Here is a 19,895-nt window from a genome sequence, read left to right as displayed (position 1 = left end):
ACCGAAAGTTTCGCGTTTTGCAATCGCCTAATTATCATATACTAACCGTTAGCTATAAAGTTTAAGGTGAAATAATGCTTATAACAAAGAACCATTTAAACAAATTTGAAACTTCATATTTTGATTTACCACTTACAAGAATAAGTAATATTCTTCTTAGAGAGGCTAAAAATGAAAAAGGAACAGAAAAGAATTTGGTTACTGTATTTCTTTCTCATAAACATAATGAAGAAGAAATTTTAAAAAAGGTAATAAAACTTTTAGAAAATATTGGAGTAGATGTTTATGTTGATTGGCAAGATGATGAAATGCCAAAAACTACATCTGGTGAAACTGCGATAAAAATAAAAAAGAAAATAATCGAGAATAAAAAGTTTATCCTTCTCGCTACTAAAGATGCAATAGATTCAAAATGGTGCAATTGGGAATTAGGTTATGGAGATTCTCATAAATTCTCGGATGATATTGCAATAATGCCAATTGTTGAAATTGATAGCACCTGGCCTGGAAATGAATACCTGCAAATTTATCCAGTTATAAAAACAGAATATAATTATTCAATCGGAAGCTATTACGTAGAGTTTAAGAATAAAAAAATTGATTTAGAAGAATGGCTAAAGAAATAAATTTGGATATTAAGATAAAGCATCTTGAATTTCTTCAAAATATAATTACCAGAATGAATTCCAATTCGTTCTACATTAAAGGCTGGACAATAACATTGGTTTCAGCAATCTTTGCAATTTCTAAAGAAGATTCAATTTCATATTCAATTCTATTTTTGGGTGTTCCAATATTCTGGAGTTTAGATGCATTTTATTTAAGTAGAGAAAAACAATTTCGAAAATTATATGAACTTGTTAGTGCTGATAGTAAAAATATTGAACCTTTTTCTTTGAATATTGAAGAGGTTGAAAAGAAAAAAATAAATTGGTTTAGGTGCTTATTTTCAATAACAATAGGTCCTATATATATGGTCATTATTGCTGCCATATTCCTATTAAAATATTACAATTAAACACTACTGTTAACATCGGTTCACGGCTAATGCCGGGTATCCTCGAAAAATTATAATCTTAGAAACCAGGAAAGAAAATGGTAACTCGCCAAGTCTGTGTACTTACTTCCGCAACTTGTTATAATAGAAATCCTTAGCAAAAGAATTAATAAATAACCTTTATGAAAAAGAACTTAAAAGTATTGACCGATGATGAATTGACTAAGGAATACAGGGATAAGGCAACGTTTTTCTCCATTTTCTTAGGTTTAATAATCGTAATGGTAATTTCTTCATTAATTACCATCTTTATGAATAATATAATGGCTACTACATTTCTTCCATTAGCATTTTTACCCTTATTACTTATTTTTTGGAAGGGATTTAATGAAGCAAAGAAAGAAATGAAATCCAGGAATGCCAGGAAAATGCTTAGGTCCTGTTCTAAATAAGGACAGGCAGTAGATGAAAATTTTAAGGAAGTTGAGGTGATAAAAAAATTTAAACTATGAATTAGAACAAAAATACTATGCAGAAAGTCTCTTTAATAAGTATTGGAATCATCGGTTTTATTGCCGGCATATTTCTAACGATAAATGGAAATAATATTATGGGGATTGCCGGTTCAGTAGTAAGTGCTGGAATCGCTATAAAGGGAATTAACGAACTTAGGAAAGAGAAAAAAAACAACTTGATCAATAAACTAAGACGGCAAGTTCACGTTCTCAACTCCATCAACTTTCTTTAACCGCAACCGTTGGCTATAATTTTAAACATAATCCAATTTAAACATGAAAAAACAATTCTCAATATTTGTAGCCTTGTTATTAACCATTTCTAATTACGCCAATAACAAGGTTAAGATTTACTATGAAAAAACTGATTCCGGATATAGTATGTACGCAGACAATGGAGAATATTGCCCGGCAACAGTAAAGATTCACTTTGAAGCAACAAATTTGGATATTTCAGGTGGAAACAATCAATTTTATTTAATCGATCCATTAAAACAAAAACAGTTGCTGACTCATCTAACTGTAAAAGATGCTCGAAAAGGATACAATTTTAAGTATACATATGAATCAAATTTAGGAGATCATAACCTGGAAGAGTTCGATTCAGAATATATATACGACTTACCATTTTCCAAAACCAATTCATTTACCGTACAACAAGGGTACAATGGCGATTTTTCTCATCAAGATCAGAATGCATTAGATTTTAAGATGCCTGTTGGCACAGAAATTAAAGCCGTTAGAGATGGTGTGGTAATTAATGTGAAAGATGAAAATTCAAAAAACTGTGGTGAAGAATCTTGTAAGAAGTACAATAACTTTATAACTATATATCATTCTGACGGGACATTTGCTGAGTACACACATATTAAAAAAGGTGGGGCAAATGTAAAAATAGGTGATAGCATAACAAAAGGAAGTACAATTGCTTATAGCGGTAATGTAGGTTGGAGTACAAATCCTCACCTACACTTGGTGATATATTTACAAAAATTACAAAGTAGAGAAACTCTTAAGACAAAATTCAAAGTAAATGATGGTGACAAATCACAATATTTAGTTAGAAATGAAACATACATTAGAAACTACTAAAACTACCAACAACCAAAGGGTCATCGCAAATAGCCGGCAGCGTTAGAAACTAAATAATCATCTTGATCAACAAACCAACCAATATCCCGATAGCTAGCGGGGCCGCGTCCCTTACTCTATCAACTTTCTTTAACCGCAACCGATACCACACATATGAAAAAAATTCTCTTCTTTTTTTGTTTTGCATTCGTTAGCTGTAATTCAGGTCTGCAATTTTTGAACAAATTCGATGGGTTTAACGGAAAGCCAAAAGAGGTTAAAACAACTACATACAGAGTAAAATACGAAGACAGTATTCCTACTAAGAATTTGGCTTATATGAATATTGATTTCTATGATTCTAAAGGAAAGAAAATAAAGACATTGATGTACAAATCTGACGGCTCTCGAAGTACAGGGGGAACTTATTATAAATTTGATAAAAATGGCAATCTAATAAGATCTATTATGTTCAATAGGGACAGTACAGTAAATATAGAAATTGATTATAAATATGATGATTACGGCAACCAAATTGAAAAAACCTATAGCAGTGAATTTAGGAGATTTACAACAAAAACGATTTACAACAGGGCGACTGGAACAGCTAAAATAATTGGGGAATATAGTGATGGTAGCTTCAAAGAAAATGCTGTCCTAGAGTTTAACGATAAATGGAATGAGAAAGAACTTATAAGTTATGACAGCACCGGAATTCAAACAAATAGGATTGAATTTTTTTATGATAGTGAAGAAAACAAAATTCAGTCAAAATGGTTCAATGCTAAAAATGAACTTACAAGTTATTACAATTCCAATTATAATTCCAAAGGTGACCGTATTAGTATTGAAAAATATAAAATCAAAAATGGTAAGCCTGAACTTACGGATGATACTAAAATTGAATATGAATATGATGAGAAAAATAACTTCATTGAGAAAAGATTAATTCATAATGGAAAGATAACGTTCATTACTAAATACGAATATTCATACGTGTGGTAACAATGGCTCATCACCAAAAGCCGGCAGCCTTAAAAAGAAAACAAACAATTTGCCTAACAAACCAATACTAATAAGACAAACCAATATTCCTACCGCACCAACTATTAACAGCAAAACTTAACCCCTAATTTATGATCTGGCTTAACCTCAAAAAACTGGAACGACTATTAATTGAAAATAAGATCACCGAATCAATTTCTTACCAGTACTTACTGGTTTTCCTAGTAATGCTCACATTAGCCTCCTTTTTTCCCGAAACAGATGATTTTTCGCATTACGGCTGGGAGGTCGCTTATATTATCCTGGAGTTATTGATCACCATTGTAGGAACTTATTCAGTATTTCAGGAAAATGAAAAAGGAGATAACCGCGATTTCCTAAAACGCTATTTTTCGCTCTCGTTTGTAAACGGACTTCGGCTGGTTTTATTCGCTGTATTGATAAGACTGGTTTTTAAAATATTTATGTTCGTGATTCCGCTAGATCTCTGGTATACCATCAATGATTTCTTTGGGGAAGATTCGGGGGAATTTTTCTTTGATATTATCCTTTCTATTGTTTTTTATGTGCTGTTAATGGCCTCTTTTAAAAGAGTAAATGCAGGAAGAAACGAGAAGCCAGCTGCCTTGCAACCTGATTTAAAGTAGGGATACGGGAGATCGAGTAGCAGGAAGTGAGTTCTCGATACGATTTTTTAATGCTCCGGCTTTAAAAAATCACTCGAACTGACGTAATTTGATATGATTCTGAATATCAGTTATTTAATTTAGGTGCTTAAAAAAGCTTATTTTTCATTTTCTTAGCTATGTATTCCTCTCACTGTGTTCGTCGGATACAAGCGAAAACGAAACAAAAGAAAAGGCGCTTTTTCCAAGGTATTTTTCAGCGAAGCTGAAAACCAGTTTTATTTTGCTAAAATCTTTCCAGGGCTTCAAGATTTTTTAACGCAAAACAAAACTTATACTGCGGAAAAAGATTCCAAAGCGCTGCTTTGAAACGTCAATACTGCCGTTTTTCAGAGTTTTTGAATTGGGTCTTGAACTTACGGTTAAAATAAGCTTTCAACAACAAATTTCAAACTCGCTTACTTAGCCTCAACCACATCTTCCCAATCCCAGCCGGCTTTTTTGATGTAACCTAATAATCTTCCGCGACGTTTACTAAAATTCTCATCACTGGGTATCCCGGGGTCTTCTTCAAAATTTTCTTTTAATTGACCCGGCAGGCTATCAAAATAATTAAAATCTGGCGGATCATTGGCAATAGAGGAATAACCTTCAGCCAGTCTCACCGCAAGATTATCCATAGCGCCTCTTAACACGCCCCAGGTGTAAGCATTTGCCGATTTATCTAATTTATAGGCGTCCTGAATATTTAAAGCTTCATCTAAAATGGCGAGATTTAACCGGGTGGAATGTGATCTTTTATTGGTGTGAAAATAATGCAGAATAGGGTAGGCAAGGTGATGCTCCCCGTGTTTCAATAACATAGTTTCTAAATTCTGAAAGCGGGAGTATAGCGGGGTAAAGTCTTCGCCATCATATCCATTTTCAATAATTTCTTCTGGGGTTTTTCCTAATTGATAAATATAAACAGCCAGGGTTCTTTTGTCTACAACCGCCTGGAGTACGGGAAGTAAATATGAAATTCCCAAACTTATAAAGATCATACTGTTCACTCCCATAATATTGGAAACAATGCGCCAAATATCTGACCCCGATTGGAAATCTCCATTTCCTAAAGAAGTAAGCGTATAACCTACATAATAAATATTTCCGATAATATCGGCATTTTGGCCAGTAGCGCTATCTACCACAGAGCCGGGATCTGAAAGATAGATCAAGCTGTAGCCCGTCCAAATAAGAAAGATCCACATACCAACCAGCCCCATTAAAATGGTACCGCCGGCGAAATTTAAGATGGGCGATCTGCCATTTCCACGGGCTAGTTTGAAATAAACCCACCAGATCTTCCTGGCGGTAAAGGAAGATAACCTTCCGCCACCGTTTATATAAAGAATAGTTTTAAAGATGTCTATTAGGACAATTAGAAGGATAAATATCCCTAAAGGAACCAGCAGATAACTCATTTCTATTAGTAGATTGATTAGATTTTGCAGCCTGAAATTAGAAAGTAATAAGGAAAACCTGTGTTTAAGGAAGCTTAATTATTTGTGAAAGAATGTAAAGATGAAAGGTAAATAATTAATAATTCTAATTACCGTAATTGGCTTTCGTAGAGATCAATCCAATCCTGCACGGTAATTTTTGAAACCAGTGTTCCAATTAATTCGAAGGGGATTTTTTCCGGGTTTTTAAACCTGATGCAGCTTTTTCCCATATCCAGTTTGTTGAGGGGTAATTTTGCATATTCCTCTTTAAACCACTGCAGCAAGTCGGGATTAGCATATACTCCATGGTGATAAAGCGCAATAAAGTTCTTTTGCGCAGCAATGTTGATAAAAGGCAAAGGTAATTTAGGGTCCACGTGGTATCCGCCGGGATAAATGCTGTGAGGAACTACATAGCCAATCATTCCGTAGTTTAAAGTTTCTGTAAAACCTTTTGGAATGTTTTCCCTAATTATTTCCCGAAGCCTGATGATGGCCGATCTTTTATCTTCCGGAACTTTCGAGATATAATCTTCAACAGAACTGGCGTTGAGGTCCATAAATAGCTAAGTTTTATTCCAGTTCCTTTAAGATCAATACCGGTACCTTCGGATTAAAATCAATTTCCTCTTTAAACCTTTGTGAGAAGAGTTTGCTAAAAAAGCCCTGTTTGCGTTTATAAAGGGCCAGGAAACTACTTTCCCTGCTTTCAATAAATAGATGAATTCCGGTAGTAACGGTAGTTTGCGTGAGTTTATGGAAGCTGAAATCTACTTCGGTAAAGTAAGTTTTTAGCATGTCCATATTTTGTTCCTGCTCTTTGCTAAGCGGTCTCCCATCGCTGTCAATATAAAGAATCCTGATGCTTGCATTTAAATTATTGGCCATATCTATAAGTGCAGCCACCTCTTTATTTTTAAACGGAAATTTATAATTGGTAGGAAAAACAATTTCCCGTTTCGTTTCCGGCAGATCCTGCATTTGCTCGGGTAGCACCAAAAAAGGACAATCTTCTACCTTTTGAATTACCTCTGAAATTTCGTTTTCAAAAGCGGCGTTAATCGAAACATTTTCTCCCCGTGAAACCATCAAGATCAGGTCTATTTTATGGGTGTCTACGGTTTCCTGAATGGCATCAGCAAGGTCTTTATTGCGGGAAATAGTTTCAAAAGTATGCTTCTCGTTTTCTTTTCTAAAATTTAAACCCTGCATGATCTTATGCAAGCCTTTTTCAGATTCGGCTTTTGCGGCTTCCAGTTCGGCACTTTGATTTCGGTTCAGGGAAATTCTCGTAGGTATTTTATAAGCATTTAGAATATAAAAGGTACAGGGCACACTTTTATAAAGGTTTAAAGCATAAACGAGGGTATTCCAGGCGTGTTTGGTAAAATTGGAAGGTATGAGTATTTTTTTCTCCATAGTTTAGAAAGCATTAGTAAGCAATCCCTGTAAATATACTAAATCTAATTTCCTGAAATTTCGCTTTTTTCTGAAAGCAGTTTTAAAGAAAATGAGGTGGTTTGAAGTTTACCGTCATCCTGAATTTATTTCAGGATCTAAGTTGTGAATAACTGGTTCATCTTAGAAGCTGAAACAAGTTCAGCTTAACGTGTGATTTCAAACCACCTCACTTGTACAATATTTATACAAAGAATGAGCCGAGAGAGCATCTACTCCTTGCTCATCTCGGTGAAATATTTATAAAACCAGGGGATAGTTTCTATGCCTTTTAAATAATTCCAAACGCCAAAATGTTCGTTAGGGGAGTGGATGGCATCAGTATCAAAACCAAAGCCCATTAAAATGATCTTACTTTTTAGTTCTTTCTCAAAAAGCGAGACTATAGGAATACTCCCACCACTACGCTGCGGAATTGGGGTTTTTCCAAAAGAGGCTTCATAAGCTTTACTCGCTGCCTGGTAGCCAATATTATCTATTGGAGTTACATAACCCTGGCCGCCGTGATGAGGTTTTACCTCAACGGTTACCGCCTCTGGCGCAATGCTTTCAAAATGTTTTTTAAAGAGCTGGGTGATTTCTTTCCAATCCTGGTTGGGTACCAATCGCATAGAAATCTTTGCGTAAGCCTTTGAAGGAAGTACGGTTTTTGCGCCTTCCCCAATATAACCACCCCACATTCCGTTTACATCTAAAGTTGGGCGAATAGAGGCTCTCTCTAAAGTAGAATAACCGGCTTCTCCATAAACATCATCAATATCAATTTTTTTCTTGTAAGCTTCTTCATCGTAAGGAGCTTCCGCCATTTTAGCGCGTTCTTCTTTGCTTAATTCTTCAACCTTATCATAAAAACCGGGAATAGTTATATGATTATTTTCATCGGTTAAAGATGCGATCATTTTACTAAGAATGTTAATAGGATTTGCCACAGCGCCACCATATAAACCAGAATGCAGGTCTCTATTTGGCCCGGTAACTTCAACTTCCACATAGGAAAGTCCGCGAAGTCCCGTGGTGATAGAAGGGGTGTCTTTAGCGATCATCCCGGTATCTGAAATAAGGATCACATCGTTGGCAAGTTTTTCTTTGTTGTTTTCTATAAACCAGCCCAGGTGTTCGCTGCCAACTTCTTCTTCACCTTCAATCATAAATTTCACGTTGCAGGGAAGCTCATTGTTTTTGGTCATATATTCCAACGCTTTTACGTGCATAAACATCTGGCCTTTGTCGTCACAGGCGCCACGGGCATAAATAGCACCTTCAGGATGAATTTCGGTTTCTTTAATTACCGGTTCAAAAGGTGGGGAGTTCCAAAGATCTAAAGGATCTGGTGGTTGCACATCGTAATGACCGTAAACTAAAACGGTAGGCAGGTTTTTATCTATTATTTTTTCTCCATAAACAACAGGATGACCCGGAGTTTCACAAATTTCGGCGGAATCACACCCGGCTTCCAATAAATTTTTTTTCACCGCTTCTGCGGTTTTTATCATGGAATCCTTGTAATTAGAATCGGCGCTTATGGATGGAATTTTCAGTAAATCAATGAGTTCGCCAAGGAATCTTTCTTTATTTTCCTCAACATATTTTTTAATATCCTTCATACTAGAAATTTTAACTGAGATAAAGGTAAAAAAAATATTTCCAGACTATTTGTGAATTGAAACATTTATGTATATTTGCATCCGCTTAGTTAAAGCAACACATATTGAAATGCGGGCGTGGTGGAATTGGTAGACACGCTAGACTTAGGATCTAGTGCCTTACGGTGTGAGAGTTCGAGTCTCTCCGCCCGCACAAAGGGATAAGCCGACTTGAAAGAGTCGGCTTTTTTGTTGGGGTAACACAGAGGTAACACGTGTCAAGGAACGAGCCTGTTTGTGGATCACGTCCAAAGGTTGTTGGATTTCAGTATTATGCAAAAATTATTAGGGTTAGAAATAGAAAAAATCTACGTTCCGGCCTCCTCAGCTCTAACTTTTCTGTCCAAATAAGGCCTTCACGGGCAACTAATTTTACTACAGTCCTTTTTTTAGGTTATAGTTAGTAATGTTTCATAAAACAAACATCTACCACCCTTTTTATTCCTAGAAAAAGTTTAAATCATTACGTTTAAAAAATCGGAAATTCACAAACAATTCTTGGATTTAATTTTTGTAAAATATTGGGTAAATCAATAAAAAAAGCTAATTATAAAGCCTATATTTGATAAAAAGCAATTATTACAAAGGATTAAAATAATGAAAAAAATTATTTTACAATTGGTCTTGATTGGACTTGTATCCTGTTCTAAGGCTAGTATCGATCCTAGTGAAAATAAATCAGAAGACCTACAGCAGGATTATGTCATTGTCGAAGCGCAGCCTTTTCAGATCAAAATGACTGAAGCTATCGCAATAAGATTGGAAGATCTGAAAGAGGTTACTTATGAGGGGGATGAGACTATTTTTCTAAGTTCAGAAGAGATGATTATCCAGGAGGATTTCTTTTCCAATATCGAGGAGCAACCTTATTTTTCCAATAGTGATACGATATATCTCAATAATGAAAATGTAGTAAGAGCGTGGTCAATAAAGGGACCAGAATAGAGTACACCGAAGCTATCTTTTCAAGTTAGGTAGCACTCAGAATCTACAAAAAAAACAGGCCTCAAAAAAGAGACCTGTTCTTCAAACTAACCAAACCATCTACAAAACTCTTAGTTATTAATCCTGGGGTAAGAGGATTAGTTGCGCCTGACCATCTACCGAAAGATACTTCTTTGCAGCATTCTTTAAATTTCGAGGCTTAAGTTTGTCCAGATAATCTTCATATTGATTTATATAATCCCTTTTTATACTCTTAGAATATACTCCTTTAATATAGCTAAGCCAATAGGAGTTTGAACGAAGCTGTAATTCCTTCTGTCGTTTTTCCTGTGCAATAAATTTTTGAAGTTCTTCTTCATAGGGACCATCTTCAATCATTCTATCGACTTCTTCTTTTGTAGCTTCAATCAATTCATCTGCTCTGTCGGGAGCGCTATTAAATGAAATTGAAAAAGTATAATAAGGATTAGGAATTTTCACAATGCTAAGTCCTACAGAGGGGCTGTAAACACCGCTTTCTTTTTCCCTCAATCGCTTTAAAAGTCTGGTTTCCAAAGCCGATTTGATAGCTTTAAGTTGAAGATTATTCTTCTGGTTATGCTTATAGGTATCATGATAGGTTAATACTACCATTGCTTTCTCTTCAAGACCCTTTTTTATTTCTTTATTTACTTTTCCCTGAATTGGTGCAATCCCCACATCTTTAAATTTTTCCTTTGATCCTGTGGAAGGAAGAGAACCAAGATATTTTTTCAGGTGAGGAATCACTTCCTGGTTTTGGAAATTACCTACAAAAACAAAGGTGAAATCTCCTGCATCCCGGAAACGGGATTGATAAAATTTGTAGGCCTGATCCAATGAAAAGTTTTCAATATCGTCAACCTCAGGATCCAGCGCCCAGGGACCTTTTCCTCTCATAACGGTATTAATTGTATCCTGGAATACAGCTACAGGATTACTGGATTTTCCCTCAATTGCGACTTTGTAATTATCTTTTAAATTTTGGAAGATAAGTGAATCCTTTCGCGGTTCGGTGAAATACAGGTAAGTAAGTTTTAATAAGGTTTCAAGATCATCGCTGGAAGTTTTACCCTTTATTCCTTCAGTATAAGTGCTGATATAGGGAGAGAGGGAAAGTGATTTTCCCGCTAACTTCTTTTTAAGTTGAATGGCATTAAATTCTCCAATTCCGGATGAAGCAATAAGGTTGTCTGCTATTTTTGCTGATTGAATTAAGTCTTCAGTAGCTAGAGAATATCCACCCGGGCTAAATGCCTGAAATAATACCTGATCGCTTTTGAAATCTGTTGATTTTAAAATAACTTTTATTCCATTTTCCAGAGTTATCTCTGTCGCATCCAATTCCTTAATTTTCTTTTTAGAAGTGATCCCGGCGGTGCTAAGCTCTTTGTCCAAAAGAGGTATGGAAGAAATCTCATCCTGGTATGCTTCAAAATCTCCGGTATAATTTAAAAACCAGTCAGTAAGTGTGGCTTCATCAGGGAGTTGTTCTTTAGAACTTTCTGCGGCCTGAAGAAGAATTATTTGGTTGTCATCCCGAATAAACTCAATAGCCATTTGATTTACTTCTTCCAGGGTTATTCCGTCAAGATATTTATTATAGAAATCCATGGAGTACTCCATATCGATCACAGCCTCACCTTTAAGAAAATTGCTCAGAATTTGGTTTACATATACTTTGGATGCAGTTTTATCTTTCTCTTTATAGCTTTGTTCCACCGCTCTTTTAAAATTCAACTTAGTTCTGTCCAGCTCCGATTGGGTAAAACCAAATGTTTTCATTTTCAGAACTTCATCCATAATACCTTTTACAGCGGGTTCCAACGTTTCAGGGGTTTTGGCTACCACTTGGATAGAAAAAGCATCCAGGTCTCCCATACCTCCCTGGTAAGCCCCGTAGGATGCACCAGCCTGAAGGAAAGGAGCATTTCCAGCCTGAGTAGTTTCCTGAATTCTGGCGGACAGCATACTATTGACAGCACTTCTCATTATCGAATTTCTGAAATCCTTGTCTGTTTTTACCGAAGTTCCGGGGTGCTTATACATCAGAGATGCAACTGTATACGGATATTCAGGGTCGGTAACTATTTTCACCAGGGGTTCCTTGTTAGAAGGAATGGAGTAGATTTCCGGTTTTTTAGGATTTTCTCCGGTTTTTAGATCTGAAAAGTTTTCTTTGATCAATGCCTCTACCTTATCCTTATCGAAGTCCCCAACGGCAATTACTGCCTGAAGGTGCGGTCTATACCAATCCTTGTAATAATCCTTTAATGTTTGGTGATCAAAATTTCTAATAATCTCTACTTCACCAATTGGCAAACGATCCTCATAGCGTGAATCCTTCAGTAGTACTGGTAGCAGCTGTTTACTTATTCTTTCAGAAACATTTTTTCCTCTTTGACGTTCCTCTTCTACAATTACTTCACGTTCATTATTTATTTCTTCTGCTTCAAATGAAATTGCACCGGCCCATTCAGAAAGTATTTTAAAACCGGACTCAAAAAGAGCTTCATCATCGGTTGGTAGGGGTAATTGATAAACCGTACGATCAAAGCCTGTATAGGCATTGAGATCGGCACCAAATCTTATTCCTGCCTTTTGGAGATAGTTTATAAGTTCGTTCTTTGGAAAACTTTCAGTACCATTAAAAGCCATATGCTCTGTAAAGTGTGCTAAACCTTTTTGGTCATCATTTTCCTGAAGCGATCCTGCTTTTATAGCCAAATATAACTCAGCTCTTTCCTGAGGTTCTTTGTTTTCTTTTATATAGTAGGTTAACCCATTTTCGAGTTTGCCAATTTTTATATCTGAATTTAAGGGGATTTCCTGTTTCTCCAGAATATCATCAAGAGATTGTGAAAATCCTGAAGCGCCCAGCAGGCCACACATCAGTAAACTAAAATATTTTTTCATAGTTATTTTTGATAACCGTGAGAGAACAATTGAATCTCTCACGGCATATGTTTAATTTCTTTTTCTTCTTATAAGGATTATCATTCCTAAACTTCCCAGGGCAATTGGAATAATACCCGCATAAACTCCTTTTAGCCATTGAATCTGATTTCGGTCAAGTTTAATTACCGTATCTATGGCTTTCGTTCTCCCCGTATTTACCGGATACTCTCCATCAGAGAACCAACGGAACATTCTTACTGCGAGAGAGGAATTAACGGTATTTATATTATTCCGGTTCATTTCACTGTTGCTCATATAATCAGAGTCTCCCAGTACCATAATTTTCTGGGTGCCATTTTCAGTTTCTCTAGTTAGCGCTAAAGCAACAGGGGTAGCCAGTTTCTGGTCATTTTCGGGATCAAACCTGATATTCTCGGTGTCCAGATCGAATTCTCCAAGTTTGTTCCAGGTCTGCTCTTTATTGGTGAAAAGAATAGGTTCTACATTGAAGCCTGCAGTATCTGCATAGGTTACTGCCATGGTGCCGGGCAAAGTAACAAGTGCTTTTTCATAAAATCCGAAACCGTATTTTGCAGCTTGTTGAGTGAATTTTGCCTGAATTAAATCCAATTCATAATTTTCGGTTTCCTGAAGAAGTGTTCCCTGGGCAAAAGCTACACCGAGCTGCTTTAAAAATGGATTAAGAATTTCCTGGCGTCCGGGCTCACCGGATATGACAAGATTACCTCCATTATTTATATAGGATTCCAGTTTACTTATCAGTTCAGGAGAAAATTCTTTTTTAGGATCTGCGATAACCAATACATCTAAATCATCAGGGAATTTGGCGGCTGTGGCGGGAACATTCATTACTTCAAATCCCTGATTTATTAGAGACCCACGAACGTTCACCCCATTGGTTATTATTTTATAACCATTATCGCCAATACTTTCTATGCTTCTTTCCATTTGTCCTGTTAGTACTCCTACTTTTGAGGGCTCATAAACCAGGCGTTTCAGGGCTGCAGTAATCTCACTTTCGTTGGGATACACATAAATATCATCGAACATTCGCAATGGTGTTTGTTTATCGCCAATTTTCACCATTCGTACCAGCCGATTATTCTCAGGAATTAAATTAATTTTTTTCTTAATCTCTTCCGGAGGTAACATATCATCAAAATCGAACTTATGTGCTGAAGCTGCTTTTTCAGCTTTTTCGAGTAAGGTTTTGGTGGTGTCATTATATCGAACCAGGGTATCATAGTAGGTCACATAATTCATTTCCATACCTGGAAGGAATCTTCTATAAGATTCAAACCTATTGAGATCTTTTATCCTATTTTCTGGGGCTCCATAGCGAGCGCTGTGGTGAACAGCGTTTACATAGGTAGTGATCTCTAGAGGCTGGTTTATTTTTTTAATAATTTCCTGTGAATTTTCAGTTAGGGTTCTATCCTTAAATCGTGTTGTATCATAATATTGATTCAAAGATGGGAGGGAGGTAATATACCCAATCACAGCTACCGTAATAATTACTCCAGAATACTCCAGGATTTTTCGGGAATTGCTTTTTGTCTTTCTCTCATTGGTTAGCTTTATTATGGTGAGTCCTAGAAAAAGAGCTATCACTAAAAAGAAATATATAAGGCCCTTACTACTTATTAGGCCGTTAACCATGTGGTCAGCTCTACCAGAAATTGAAAACCAATAAGTGATATTCCGCACGAAATCATAGGCCTGGCCAATTTCACCGATAAAGTTTAAAGCTGCGAGAACGGCCAGAGTACTAATTGCTGCTACAACCTGATATGTTGTTAAGCTTGACATGAATAAACCTATTGCTGAATAGGCACACATAAGCAGAAAAATTCCTAAAATTCCCCCTAATACAAACTTAATATCAAGAGCTTCAATGGAAACTACTCCTGAGACTATAAAAGTAGCCAGAACCAGAGCTAATAACAGGGTATAAATCATCATGGAAAGAAATTTTCCGAGTACTATTTGGGAAACCGTTACAGGCGATGAAAGCAAAAGCTTAAAAGATCCACTACTAGTTTCCCTACTAAAAAGCCCCATTGTTAAGAGAGGGATATATAAGTAGAGGTTTTTTTGAACTGTAGTTAGAATCCCATCTTCACCTGCAAACAGAACTTTAGAAAGCACATTTAAAGGGCGACCTAATTGTTGATTCGTTTCCTGGCTGTACAGGAGATCAGTAAAAGTCAAACCAGTCTGAACAATAAATATTATGAGCAACAACCAGGCGATGGGTGAATAAAACATAATACTCAATTCCAGCCTGGCAATTTTAAAAATTTTCTTCATTAGGCTGAAATTTTGTTTTTATTGGTATTGTAAGTTTGTTGTGGAGTTTTAGATAACTGGGCAAAAACACTATCTAAGGAGGTCTTTTCTAAATATATTTCTGTTAGCTTCCAGTTATTTTGTACACTAGCTTTTATCAATTCCTGGGTTACTTCAGGACCAGAGTTAAACTTCAATCTAACCTGATTTTTGTTTATAGTCTCGATTTCGCTAATTCCCGGTGTTTTCAAAATTTCATTTTTATCTGGAATTTCCTCAAAATCCATAATTAGGCTATTTGGCTCAATGTAATTATTGAAGGCGTGAAGGGTATCCTGGAATACGATATGGCCATTTTCAATCATTACGATATCATCACAGGTGGCCTGAACTTCTGAAAGTATGTGGGTAGACAAAATTACGGCCCTTTCTTCAGCGATTTCTTTTATCAATTTCCTTACTTCTAGAATTTGGTTTGGATCCAATCCATTGGTGGGTTCATCGAGAACTACCAATTTTGGATTATGGATTATTGCCTGAGCCAGCCCAACCCTTTGTTGATATCCTCCTGATAAATTTTTCAGCACTCTTTTACTGAAATGAGAGATACCGCATTTTTGCTTAGCATATTCTAAAGCAGGTTTAATGTCTTTAGAGGGAATAGACCTCATGTGGGCGCAATGAGTAAGATATTCGTCTACCGTTAACTCCGGGTGCAGGGGTGCTTTTTGAGGCAAAAAACCTATAAGTTTTTTCGCTTCAACCGGATTTTCTCTAACATTAATCCCATCAATATAGGCTTCTCCTTCTGTTTGATTAATTACGCCGCAGAGAATATTCATAGTGGTAGATTTTCCGGCACCGTTTGAGCCTAACAGGCCAAGAATTCCATGATTTGATATTTCAAAATTTATGTTTTGAATCGCCCAGTCTTTACTGTAGCGATGTGAAAGGTTCTTAATTTGAGCAATACTTTCTTGCATTGTTTTTATTTTAAAAGGTTTAATTTCTTTTACGTGATATTAACAGGAAGCCACCAGCGAAAGCAAGTGAGAGAGGCATAATTCCTAATAAGAATTTTTCAATCCATGAAATTTTTTCCTGGCTTACAAGAATTTTATTATCAATTGGTTCGGGTCTGGTAGTATCTATAGGAAATTCATAGTCGCTAAACCAGTTAAGTAATTTGGTTACGAACTTTGAATTTTTTGTCCTGAGGTTAAATCGTCCCAATTCTCCATTACTCATAAAATCGGCATCTCCAATAACCACAATCTTTTGATTTTTTTCTCCCACTTTCTTCTCCATGGCTACAGCAACTGGTTTGTAGTTTCTGGACTCTGTAGATGGATTAAAACTTATTGAATCTGTTTCCAGATCAAAAGGGGTATCTCTATTCCAAACTTGCTTCGGGTTTGTATGAAGCAGCGGGGTCATTTCAAAACTATCGGTGGTATCAATACGATTTATAGCTACAGCACCAGGAAGACTAATCACATCTTTATCAGAAAAATCAAGGTGAATAAAATCTGCTTCTTCAGCTAAAGTTGCCTGGATAAGATCTAGTTCATATTTATCACTTTCCTGTAACAAGGTGCCTGGGGTAAATTCAAGACCGAGTTCTTTGAGCAAAGGATTAAGCAATTCCTGTTTTCCTGGTTCCCCTGCAATTAAGAGGTTCCCTCCTTGTTTGAGGTAGTTTCTAAGCTTTTGCAGTTCTGATTTAGAAAATTCCTCCATTGGGTCAGCCAGAACAAGAGCCGTTAAGTCATGGGGAATGGGTTTTGGGTCATCCAAGCTTACTTCGTCTATATCAAAACCTTGATTAATTAGCGAGTAACGGGAAGTAAGGGTGTTTGTGACATCTTTATAATGCTTATCCCCCGTTAGGTTTATCCTTCTTGTTTCTTTATCGGTTAGGATGCCAATTACGGGGGGATCCTGTAGAAGTCTTTTTATACCAGCTGAGATCTCAGCTTCATGAGGGTAAGTATACATATCATAGAACATACGGAGGTTGGAGGTTTTTCCTTTGTGCTCTACCGTTCTCACAAATAAATTTTCTTCCGGGCGTAAGTCTATTTTTTCGCGTATTTCCTCAGGTTTCAAAGCTTTTTCAAAATCAAAACCATAGGCGGTTGCCGCTCTTTGTCCTCGTTCTTCTAAAGTCATTGGGGTGTTATCCCGTGAATTCAATGTCGAATCATAATAGGTAACATATTTCATTTCGAGGTCTGGTAAATAGCGGGTGTATTGATCAAACTGCTGTAAATCAAAAATCCTCCATTTTGGTGACCCCAAATGTGCAAAACTGTTTATTACATTCACATAATTAGTAATGGTTATGGGTTCTTCCAGTTTTTCCAGCAGTTCTATACTGTTATCGGTAAGGGTTTTGTCTTTAAATCTGGTAGTATCGTAATAACCATTTAAAGCAGGCAGGGAACTAATGTAACCGATAGCTAAAACACCTACAATTAATAGGGCATAGCGTGAGGCTATGGTAATGGTAGATCTTACTTCCCTTCCACTATTCAACTTCATTATTGTTAGGGTTAAGAAAAAACCAATTACCAATAGAAAATAGAGTAGGTCTTTTGAACTAATCAGGCCATTCAAAAAGTTATTTGCCCGACCTTCAATGGAAATCCAATAGGTTATATCCCTTACAAAGTCAATACTCTGACCAATGGTGCCAACAAAATTCAAAGCTGCCAGCACAGCGAGAGTGCTAACTGCCGCCACTACCTGGTAGGAGGTAAGACTTGACATAAACAGACCTATAGCTGCATAGGCACAAATAAGTAGATACAATCCTAATAGACCTCCGAGTAGAAATTTAATATCAATGGCTTCAATTGAAAAACTTGCGATACCTATAATAAGTAACAGTACAGCAATTAACAGGAGACCGTAGATCATCATTGACAAAAACTTCCCAAGGATGATTTGTTTATTAGTAACAGGTGAGGAGAATAATAATTTTATGGAACCGCTACTGATTTCCCGGCTCATGAGGCCCATCGTTAATAATGGAATATATAAATAGAGTTTATTTTGAACAGCAGCAAAAAATCCTCTGCCACCTCCAAAGATATCCATTGTGAGCCCTTTAAGGTCATTGCCAAGTTGCTGACTAGCCTCCCGGGCTTCAAGGAGGTCGACAAAAGTTATCCCCGCTTGAATTGTAAAAATTATTAAGATTATCCAGGCTATGGGAGAATAAAACAGAATGCTTAGCTCCAGCCTGGCTATATTAAATATCTTCTTCATGTAAATTTTTGATTTTCGGTATGCGTGTGAGTAAGAGGCATCACCACCAGGGTGATGCCTTTATTAAATTAAATCCGAATTTTTTTTATAACTGAGTTGTAATTGCGGTAATTCGATCAAATCCTCCAAATACTTGAATGTTACTGTCATCAATATTCCCTACCCCTGCATTAACAAATGGTAGCAAGTATACTTTTCCTTCAGAACCATAGGTTGAAACGATAAGTTGCTTGTTATTTGTATTGATGTAAGGAGGGTCAAAACCTTCGGAACGGAAAGGATAATCCGCCTGGCGGTAAACCTGAACTGTAGTTATTTCTTCGGCATCAGAGAATTTATACCTTTCTTCAAATACCGGTTCATTACCACTGTATAACATAGCGTATAACACATTTCCAGAGGTATAGTAAAGAACCTTTTGATTATCCAGGAAGGTAAAATTATCGGCCTCTTCAATACCAGGGGCATTGGCTAAGCTGAAAAGGTTTTTCGGTGCAGGGGGACCTACGGTCGGGAACCCATCCTGACCACCGTCAAGAACGTATAAAGCTATTTCTCCTGTTTCCTGGTCTTTGAGAATATGACGGAAATCACCATCGGTACTAACACTAGCCGCTAAATTCACTTTGTTTGGTAAGTTTGAAGGGTTGAAAACGCCTTCTTCACTGTTTGGAGTTACATACATATTGTTATCTCCCCAGGCTGAAAGTGATGGCAGGTAGACGAAATGGTCATTGGATTCATCATAGAAACTAATCCTTACCGGTAGCGGATAATACGTAAAAGGATTAAAGGCAACGTGATCAGGTACCTGGTATGAGGTGTCAAATGGTAAAGCAAACTTTCGCGAAGCTCCCAAATAAGTTGCCGTTAACTGGTTATTCCCAATATAAATATCACTCTGACTAACGGCTCCAAGAGCCTGTGGGTTATATTCCGGCTTACTACCGAAGAACAAATCATCATTCATGCCTCCGAAAGAATAATCAAGGGTATTTATTCGATAGAAATCTTCATCAGTAATGGCCATAATAGCGTCTACACCATAAATTTTTGCGAATCTCATCTGTTTAACCAAGCCTGGGAGGGTTGATCCATTAAGAATAGAATAAATATTATGCTTTACACTAACTTTATCATAATCTGGAGTAACCTGCGGGGCCATAATATGGCTGATATCGGTATTAACTCCATCGGGGGTTTCCGCAATCACTAAACCTTCTCCAATGTTATTCCTAACAGTAACCGGCCATGTCATTATATAATCCAGACCAGTCGTAAGGTCAGTTATAGTATAGTATAGCTGATGGGTTTGTCCAGAGGTATTCGGTCTGAAATTAATCTCGTATTCCAGATTTTTTTCTTCACTAATCACCTCATAAACGGTGTCATTAGGTCTAAGGTTAATCTTCCATTCATAAAGAAGATCTGACTCTGAAAGATTCCCGATATTAAGGTTCGGTTCCACGTTTAAAGTATCAAACTGGTAAACTGAAAGAGAGCTCATTCCGGTGGTATCGATTTCTACCCCGGTTATTTCATTTATATCAAGCGTGCTGGTATCTTTAAAACAGGATTGTAAAACCCCTGCCAGAACACTTATGAAAAATAGGTATTTAAATAATTTCATATCGTGATATTTTTATGAGGTA

At 36.6% G+C, this 19,895-nt stretch carries 17 protein-coding genes and 1 tRNA gene; 9 read left to right on the top strand and 9 right to left on the bottom strand.

The window, feature by feature from the left end; translation table 11 throughout:
• Positions 1-74 precede the first annotated feature (74 nt).
• The 7 genes from APB85_RS01425 (at position 75) to APB85_RS01395 (ending at position 4,235) form a co-directional block, all read left to right on the top strand.
• Positions 75-626 (top strand): TIR domain-containing protein, encoded by a 552-nt coding sequence (locus tag APB85_RS01425; protein ID WP_057480375.1) that lies wholly within the window; start codon positions 75-77, stop codon positions 624-626.
• On the top strand, positions 611-1,018 hold the full coding sequence (locus tag APB85_RS01420; protein ID WP_057480374.1) for a hypothetical protein: 408 nt from the start codon (positions 611-613) through the stop codon (positions 1,016-1,018). The genes APB85_RS01425 and APB85_RS01420 overlap by 16 nt, the downstream gene beginning before the upstream one ends.
• Positions 1,019-1,179: 161 nt before the next feature.
• On the top strand, positions 1,180-1,449 hold the full coding sequence (locus tag APB85_RS01415; protein WP_057480373.1) for a hypothetical protein: 270 nt from the start codon (positions 1,180-1,182) through the stop codon (positions 1,447-1,449).
• A 77-nt stretch (positions 1,450-1,526) separates the two neighbouring features.
• Complete coding sequence (locus APB85_RS01410) at positions 1,527-1,745, top strand: hypothetical protein (protein WP_057480372.1); 219 nt, start codon at positions 1,527-1,529, stop codon at positions 1,743-1,745.
• 43 nt (positions 1,746-1,788) lie between these two features.
• Positions 1,789-2,604 carry a M23 family metallopeptidase gene (locus APB85_RS01405; protein WP_057480371.1) on the top strand — a complete coding sequence of 272 codons (816 nt, stop codon included), beginning with the start codon at positions 1,789-1,791 and terminating at the stop codon, positions 2,602-2,604.
• Between the two features lie 216 nt (positions 2,605-2,820).
• Positions 2,821-3,588, top strand: coding sequence for a hypothetical protein (locus tag APB85_RS01400; RefSeq protein ID WP_146256357.1), 768 nt, complete (start codon positions 2,821-2,823; stop codon positions 3,586-3,588).
• Positions 3,589-3,719: 131 nt separating this feature from the next.
• Entirely contained in the window at positions 3,720-4,235 is a 516-nt protein-coding gene (locus APB85_RS01395) for a hypothetical protein (RefSeq protein ID WP_057480369.1), read from the top strand.
• 437 nt (positions 4,236-4,672) lie between these two features.
• On the opposite strand, the gene APB85_RS01390 is transcribed toward APB85_RS01395, so the two are convergent.
• The 4 genes from APB85_RS01390 to APB85_RS01375 form a co-directional block, all read right to left on the bottom strand.
• Positions 4,673-5,677: an ion channel gene (locus APB85_RS01390; RefSeq protein ID WP_057480368.1), complete on the bottom strand. Its 1,005-nt coding sequence runs from the start codon at positions 5,675-5,677 to the stop codon at positions 4,673-4,675.
• A gap of 128 nt (positions 5,678-5,805) precedes the next feature.
• Complete coding sequence (locus APB85_RS01385; protein ID WP_057480367.1) at positions 5,806-6,258, bottom strand: DUF1801 domain-containing protein; 453 nt, start codon at positions 6,256-6,258, stop codon at positions 5,806-5,808.
• A gap of 13 nt (positions 6,259-6,271) precedes the next feature.
• The gene (locus APB85_RS01380) at positions 6,272-7,117 is read right to left on the bottom strand and encodes a universal stress protein (protein WP_057480366.1); all 846 of its coding nucleotides are present in this window, start codon (positions 7,115-7,117) and stop codon (positions 6,272-6,274) included.
• 251 nt (positions 7,118-7,368) lie between these two features.
• A complete protein-coding gene (locus tag APB85_RS01375; RefSeq protein ID WP_057480365.1) occupies positions 7,369-8,760 on the bottom strand; it encodes a dipeptidase in 1,392 nt (463 codons plus the stop codon).
• 111 nt (positions 8,761-8,871) lie between these two features.
• Between APB85_RS01375 and APB85_RS01370 the strand changes: the two genes are divergently transcribed.
• Together APB85_RS01370 and APB85_RS01365 are read left to right on the top strand one after the other, a co-directional pair.
• Positions 8,872-8,953: transfer RNA gene (locus tag APB85_RS01370), tRNA-Leu, on the top strand.
• Positions 8,954-9,396: 443 nt separating this feature from the next.
• The gene (locus APB85_RS01365) at positions 9,397-9,744 is read left to right on the top strand and encodes a hypothetical protein (protein ID WP_057480364.1); all 348 of its coding nucleotides are present in this window, start codon (positions 9,397-9,399) and stop codon (positions 9,742-9,744) included.
• A 117-nt stretch (positions 9,745-9,861) separates the two neighbouring features.
• Here the strand turns inward: APB85_RS01365 and APB85_RS01360 are convergent, their stop codons facing one another.
• The 5 genes from APB85_RS01360 to APB85_RS01340 all read right to left on the bottom strand — a co-directional run bounded on the left by APB85_RS01360 (position 9,862) and on the right by APB85_RS01340 (position 19,873).
• On the bottom strand, positions 9,862-12,678 hold the full coding sequence (locus APB85_RS01360; protein WP_057480363.1) for a M16 family metallopeptidase: 2,817 nt from the start codon (positions 12,676-12,678) through the stop codon (positions 9,862-9,864).
• A gap of 51 nt (positions 12,679-12,729) precedes the next feature.
• Positions 12,730-14,991 carry a Gldg family protein gene (locus APB85_RS01355; protein ID WP_057480362.1) on the bottom strand — a complete coding sequence of 754 codons (2,262 nt, stop codon included), beginning with the start codon at positions 14,989-14,991 and terminating at the stop codon, positions 12,730-12,732.
• On the bottom strand, positions 14,991-15,953 hold the full coding sequence (locus APB85_RS01350; RefSeq protein ID WP_057480361.1) for an ABC transporter ATP-binding protein: 963 nt from the start codon (positions 15,951-15,953) through the stop codon (positions 14,991-14,993). The genes APB85_RS01355 and APB85_RS01350 overlap by 1 nt, the downstream gene beginning before the upstream one ends.
• 19 nt (positions 15,954-15,972) lie before the next feature.
• Positions 15,973-18,243 (bottom strand): DUF4350 domain-containing protein, encoded by a 2,271-nt coding sequence (locus APB85_RS01345; protein WP_057480360.1) that lies wholly within the window; start codon positions 18,241-18,243, stop codon positions 15,973-15,975.
• An 85-nt stretch (positions 18,244-18,328) separates the two neighbouring features.
• Complete coding sequence (locus tag APB85_RS01340) at positions 18,329-19,873, bottom strand: PKD-like family lipoprotein (RefSeq protein WP_057480359.1); 1,545 nt, start codon at positions 19,871-19,873, stop codon at positions 18,329-18,331.
• Positions 19,874-19,895: the final 22 nt, after the last annotated feature.

This window comes from Salegentibacter mishustinae, assembly GCF_002900095.1.
Lineage (GTDB): Bacteria > Bacteroidota > Bacteroidia > Flavobacteriales > Flavobacteriaceae > Salegentibacter > Salegentibacter mishustinae.
The sequence above is the reverse complement of the archived record's forward strand: the minus strand, read 5'-3'. Positions and strand labels throughout refer to the sequence as shown.

Coding starts and splice junctions, on each gene's coding strand:
- APB85_RS01340 (WP_057480359.1), bottom strand. CDS start 19,873: ATGAAATTATTTAAATACCTATTTTTCATAAGTGTTCTGGCAGGGGTT.
- APB85_RS01425 (WP_057480375.1), top strand. CDS start 75: ATGCTTATAACAAAGAACCATTTAAACAAATTTGAAACTTCATATTTT.
- APB85_RS01405 (WP_057480371.1), top strand. CDS start 1,789: ATGAAAAAACAATTCTCAATATTTGTAGCCTTGTTATTAACCATTTCT.
- APB85_RS01415 (WP_057480373.1), top strand. CDS start 1,180: ATGAAAAAGAACTTAAAAGTATTGACCGATGATGAATTGACTAAGGAA.
- APB85_RS01355 (WP_057480362.1), bottom strand. CDS start 14,991: ATGAAGAAAATTTTTAAAATTGCCAGGCTGGAATTGAGTATTATGTTT.
- APB85_RS01360 (WP_057480363.1), bottom strand. CDS start 12,678: ATGAAAAAATATTTTAGTTTACTGATGTGTGGCCTGCTGGGCGCTTCA.
- APB85_RS01350 (WP_057480361.1), bottom strand. CDS start 15,953: ATGCAAGAAAGTATTGCTCAAATTAAGAACCTTTCACATCGCTACAGT.
- APB85_RS01390 (WP_057480368.1), bottom strand. CDS start 5,677: ATGAGTTATCTGCTGGTTCCTTTAGGGATATTTATCCTTCTAATTGTC.
- APB85_RS01395 (WP_057480369.1), top strand. CDS start 3,720: ATGATCTGGCTTAACCTCAAAAAACTGGAACGACTATTAATTGAAAAT.
- APB85_RS01410 (WP_057480372.1), top strand. CDS start 1,527: ATGCAGAAAGTCTCTTTAATAAGTATTGGAATCATCGGTTTTATTGCC.
- APB85_RS01365 (WP_057480364.1), top strand. CDS start 9,397: ATGAAAAAAATTATTTTACAATTGGTCTTGATTGGACTTGTATCCTGT.
- APB85_RS01380 (WP_057480366.1), bottom strand. CDS start 7,117: ATGGAGAAAAAAATACTCATACCTTCCAATTTTACCAAACACGCCTGG.
- APB85_RS01375 (WP_057480365.1), bottom strand. CDS start 8,760: ATGAAGGATATTAAAAAATATGTTGAGGAAAATAAAGAAAGATTCCTT.
- APB85_RS01385 (WP_057480367.1), bottom strand. CDS start 6,258: ATGGACCTCAACGCCAGTTCTGTTGAAGATTATATCTCGAAAGTTCCG.
- APB85_RS01345 (WP_057480360.1), bottom strand. CDS start 18,243: ATGAAGAAGATATTTAATATAGCCAGGCTGGAGCTAAGCATTCTGTTT.
- APB85_RS01420 (WP_057480374.1), top strand. CDS start 611: ATGGCTAAAGAAATAAATTTGGATATTAAGATAAAGCATCTTGAATTT.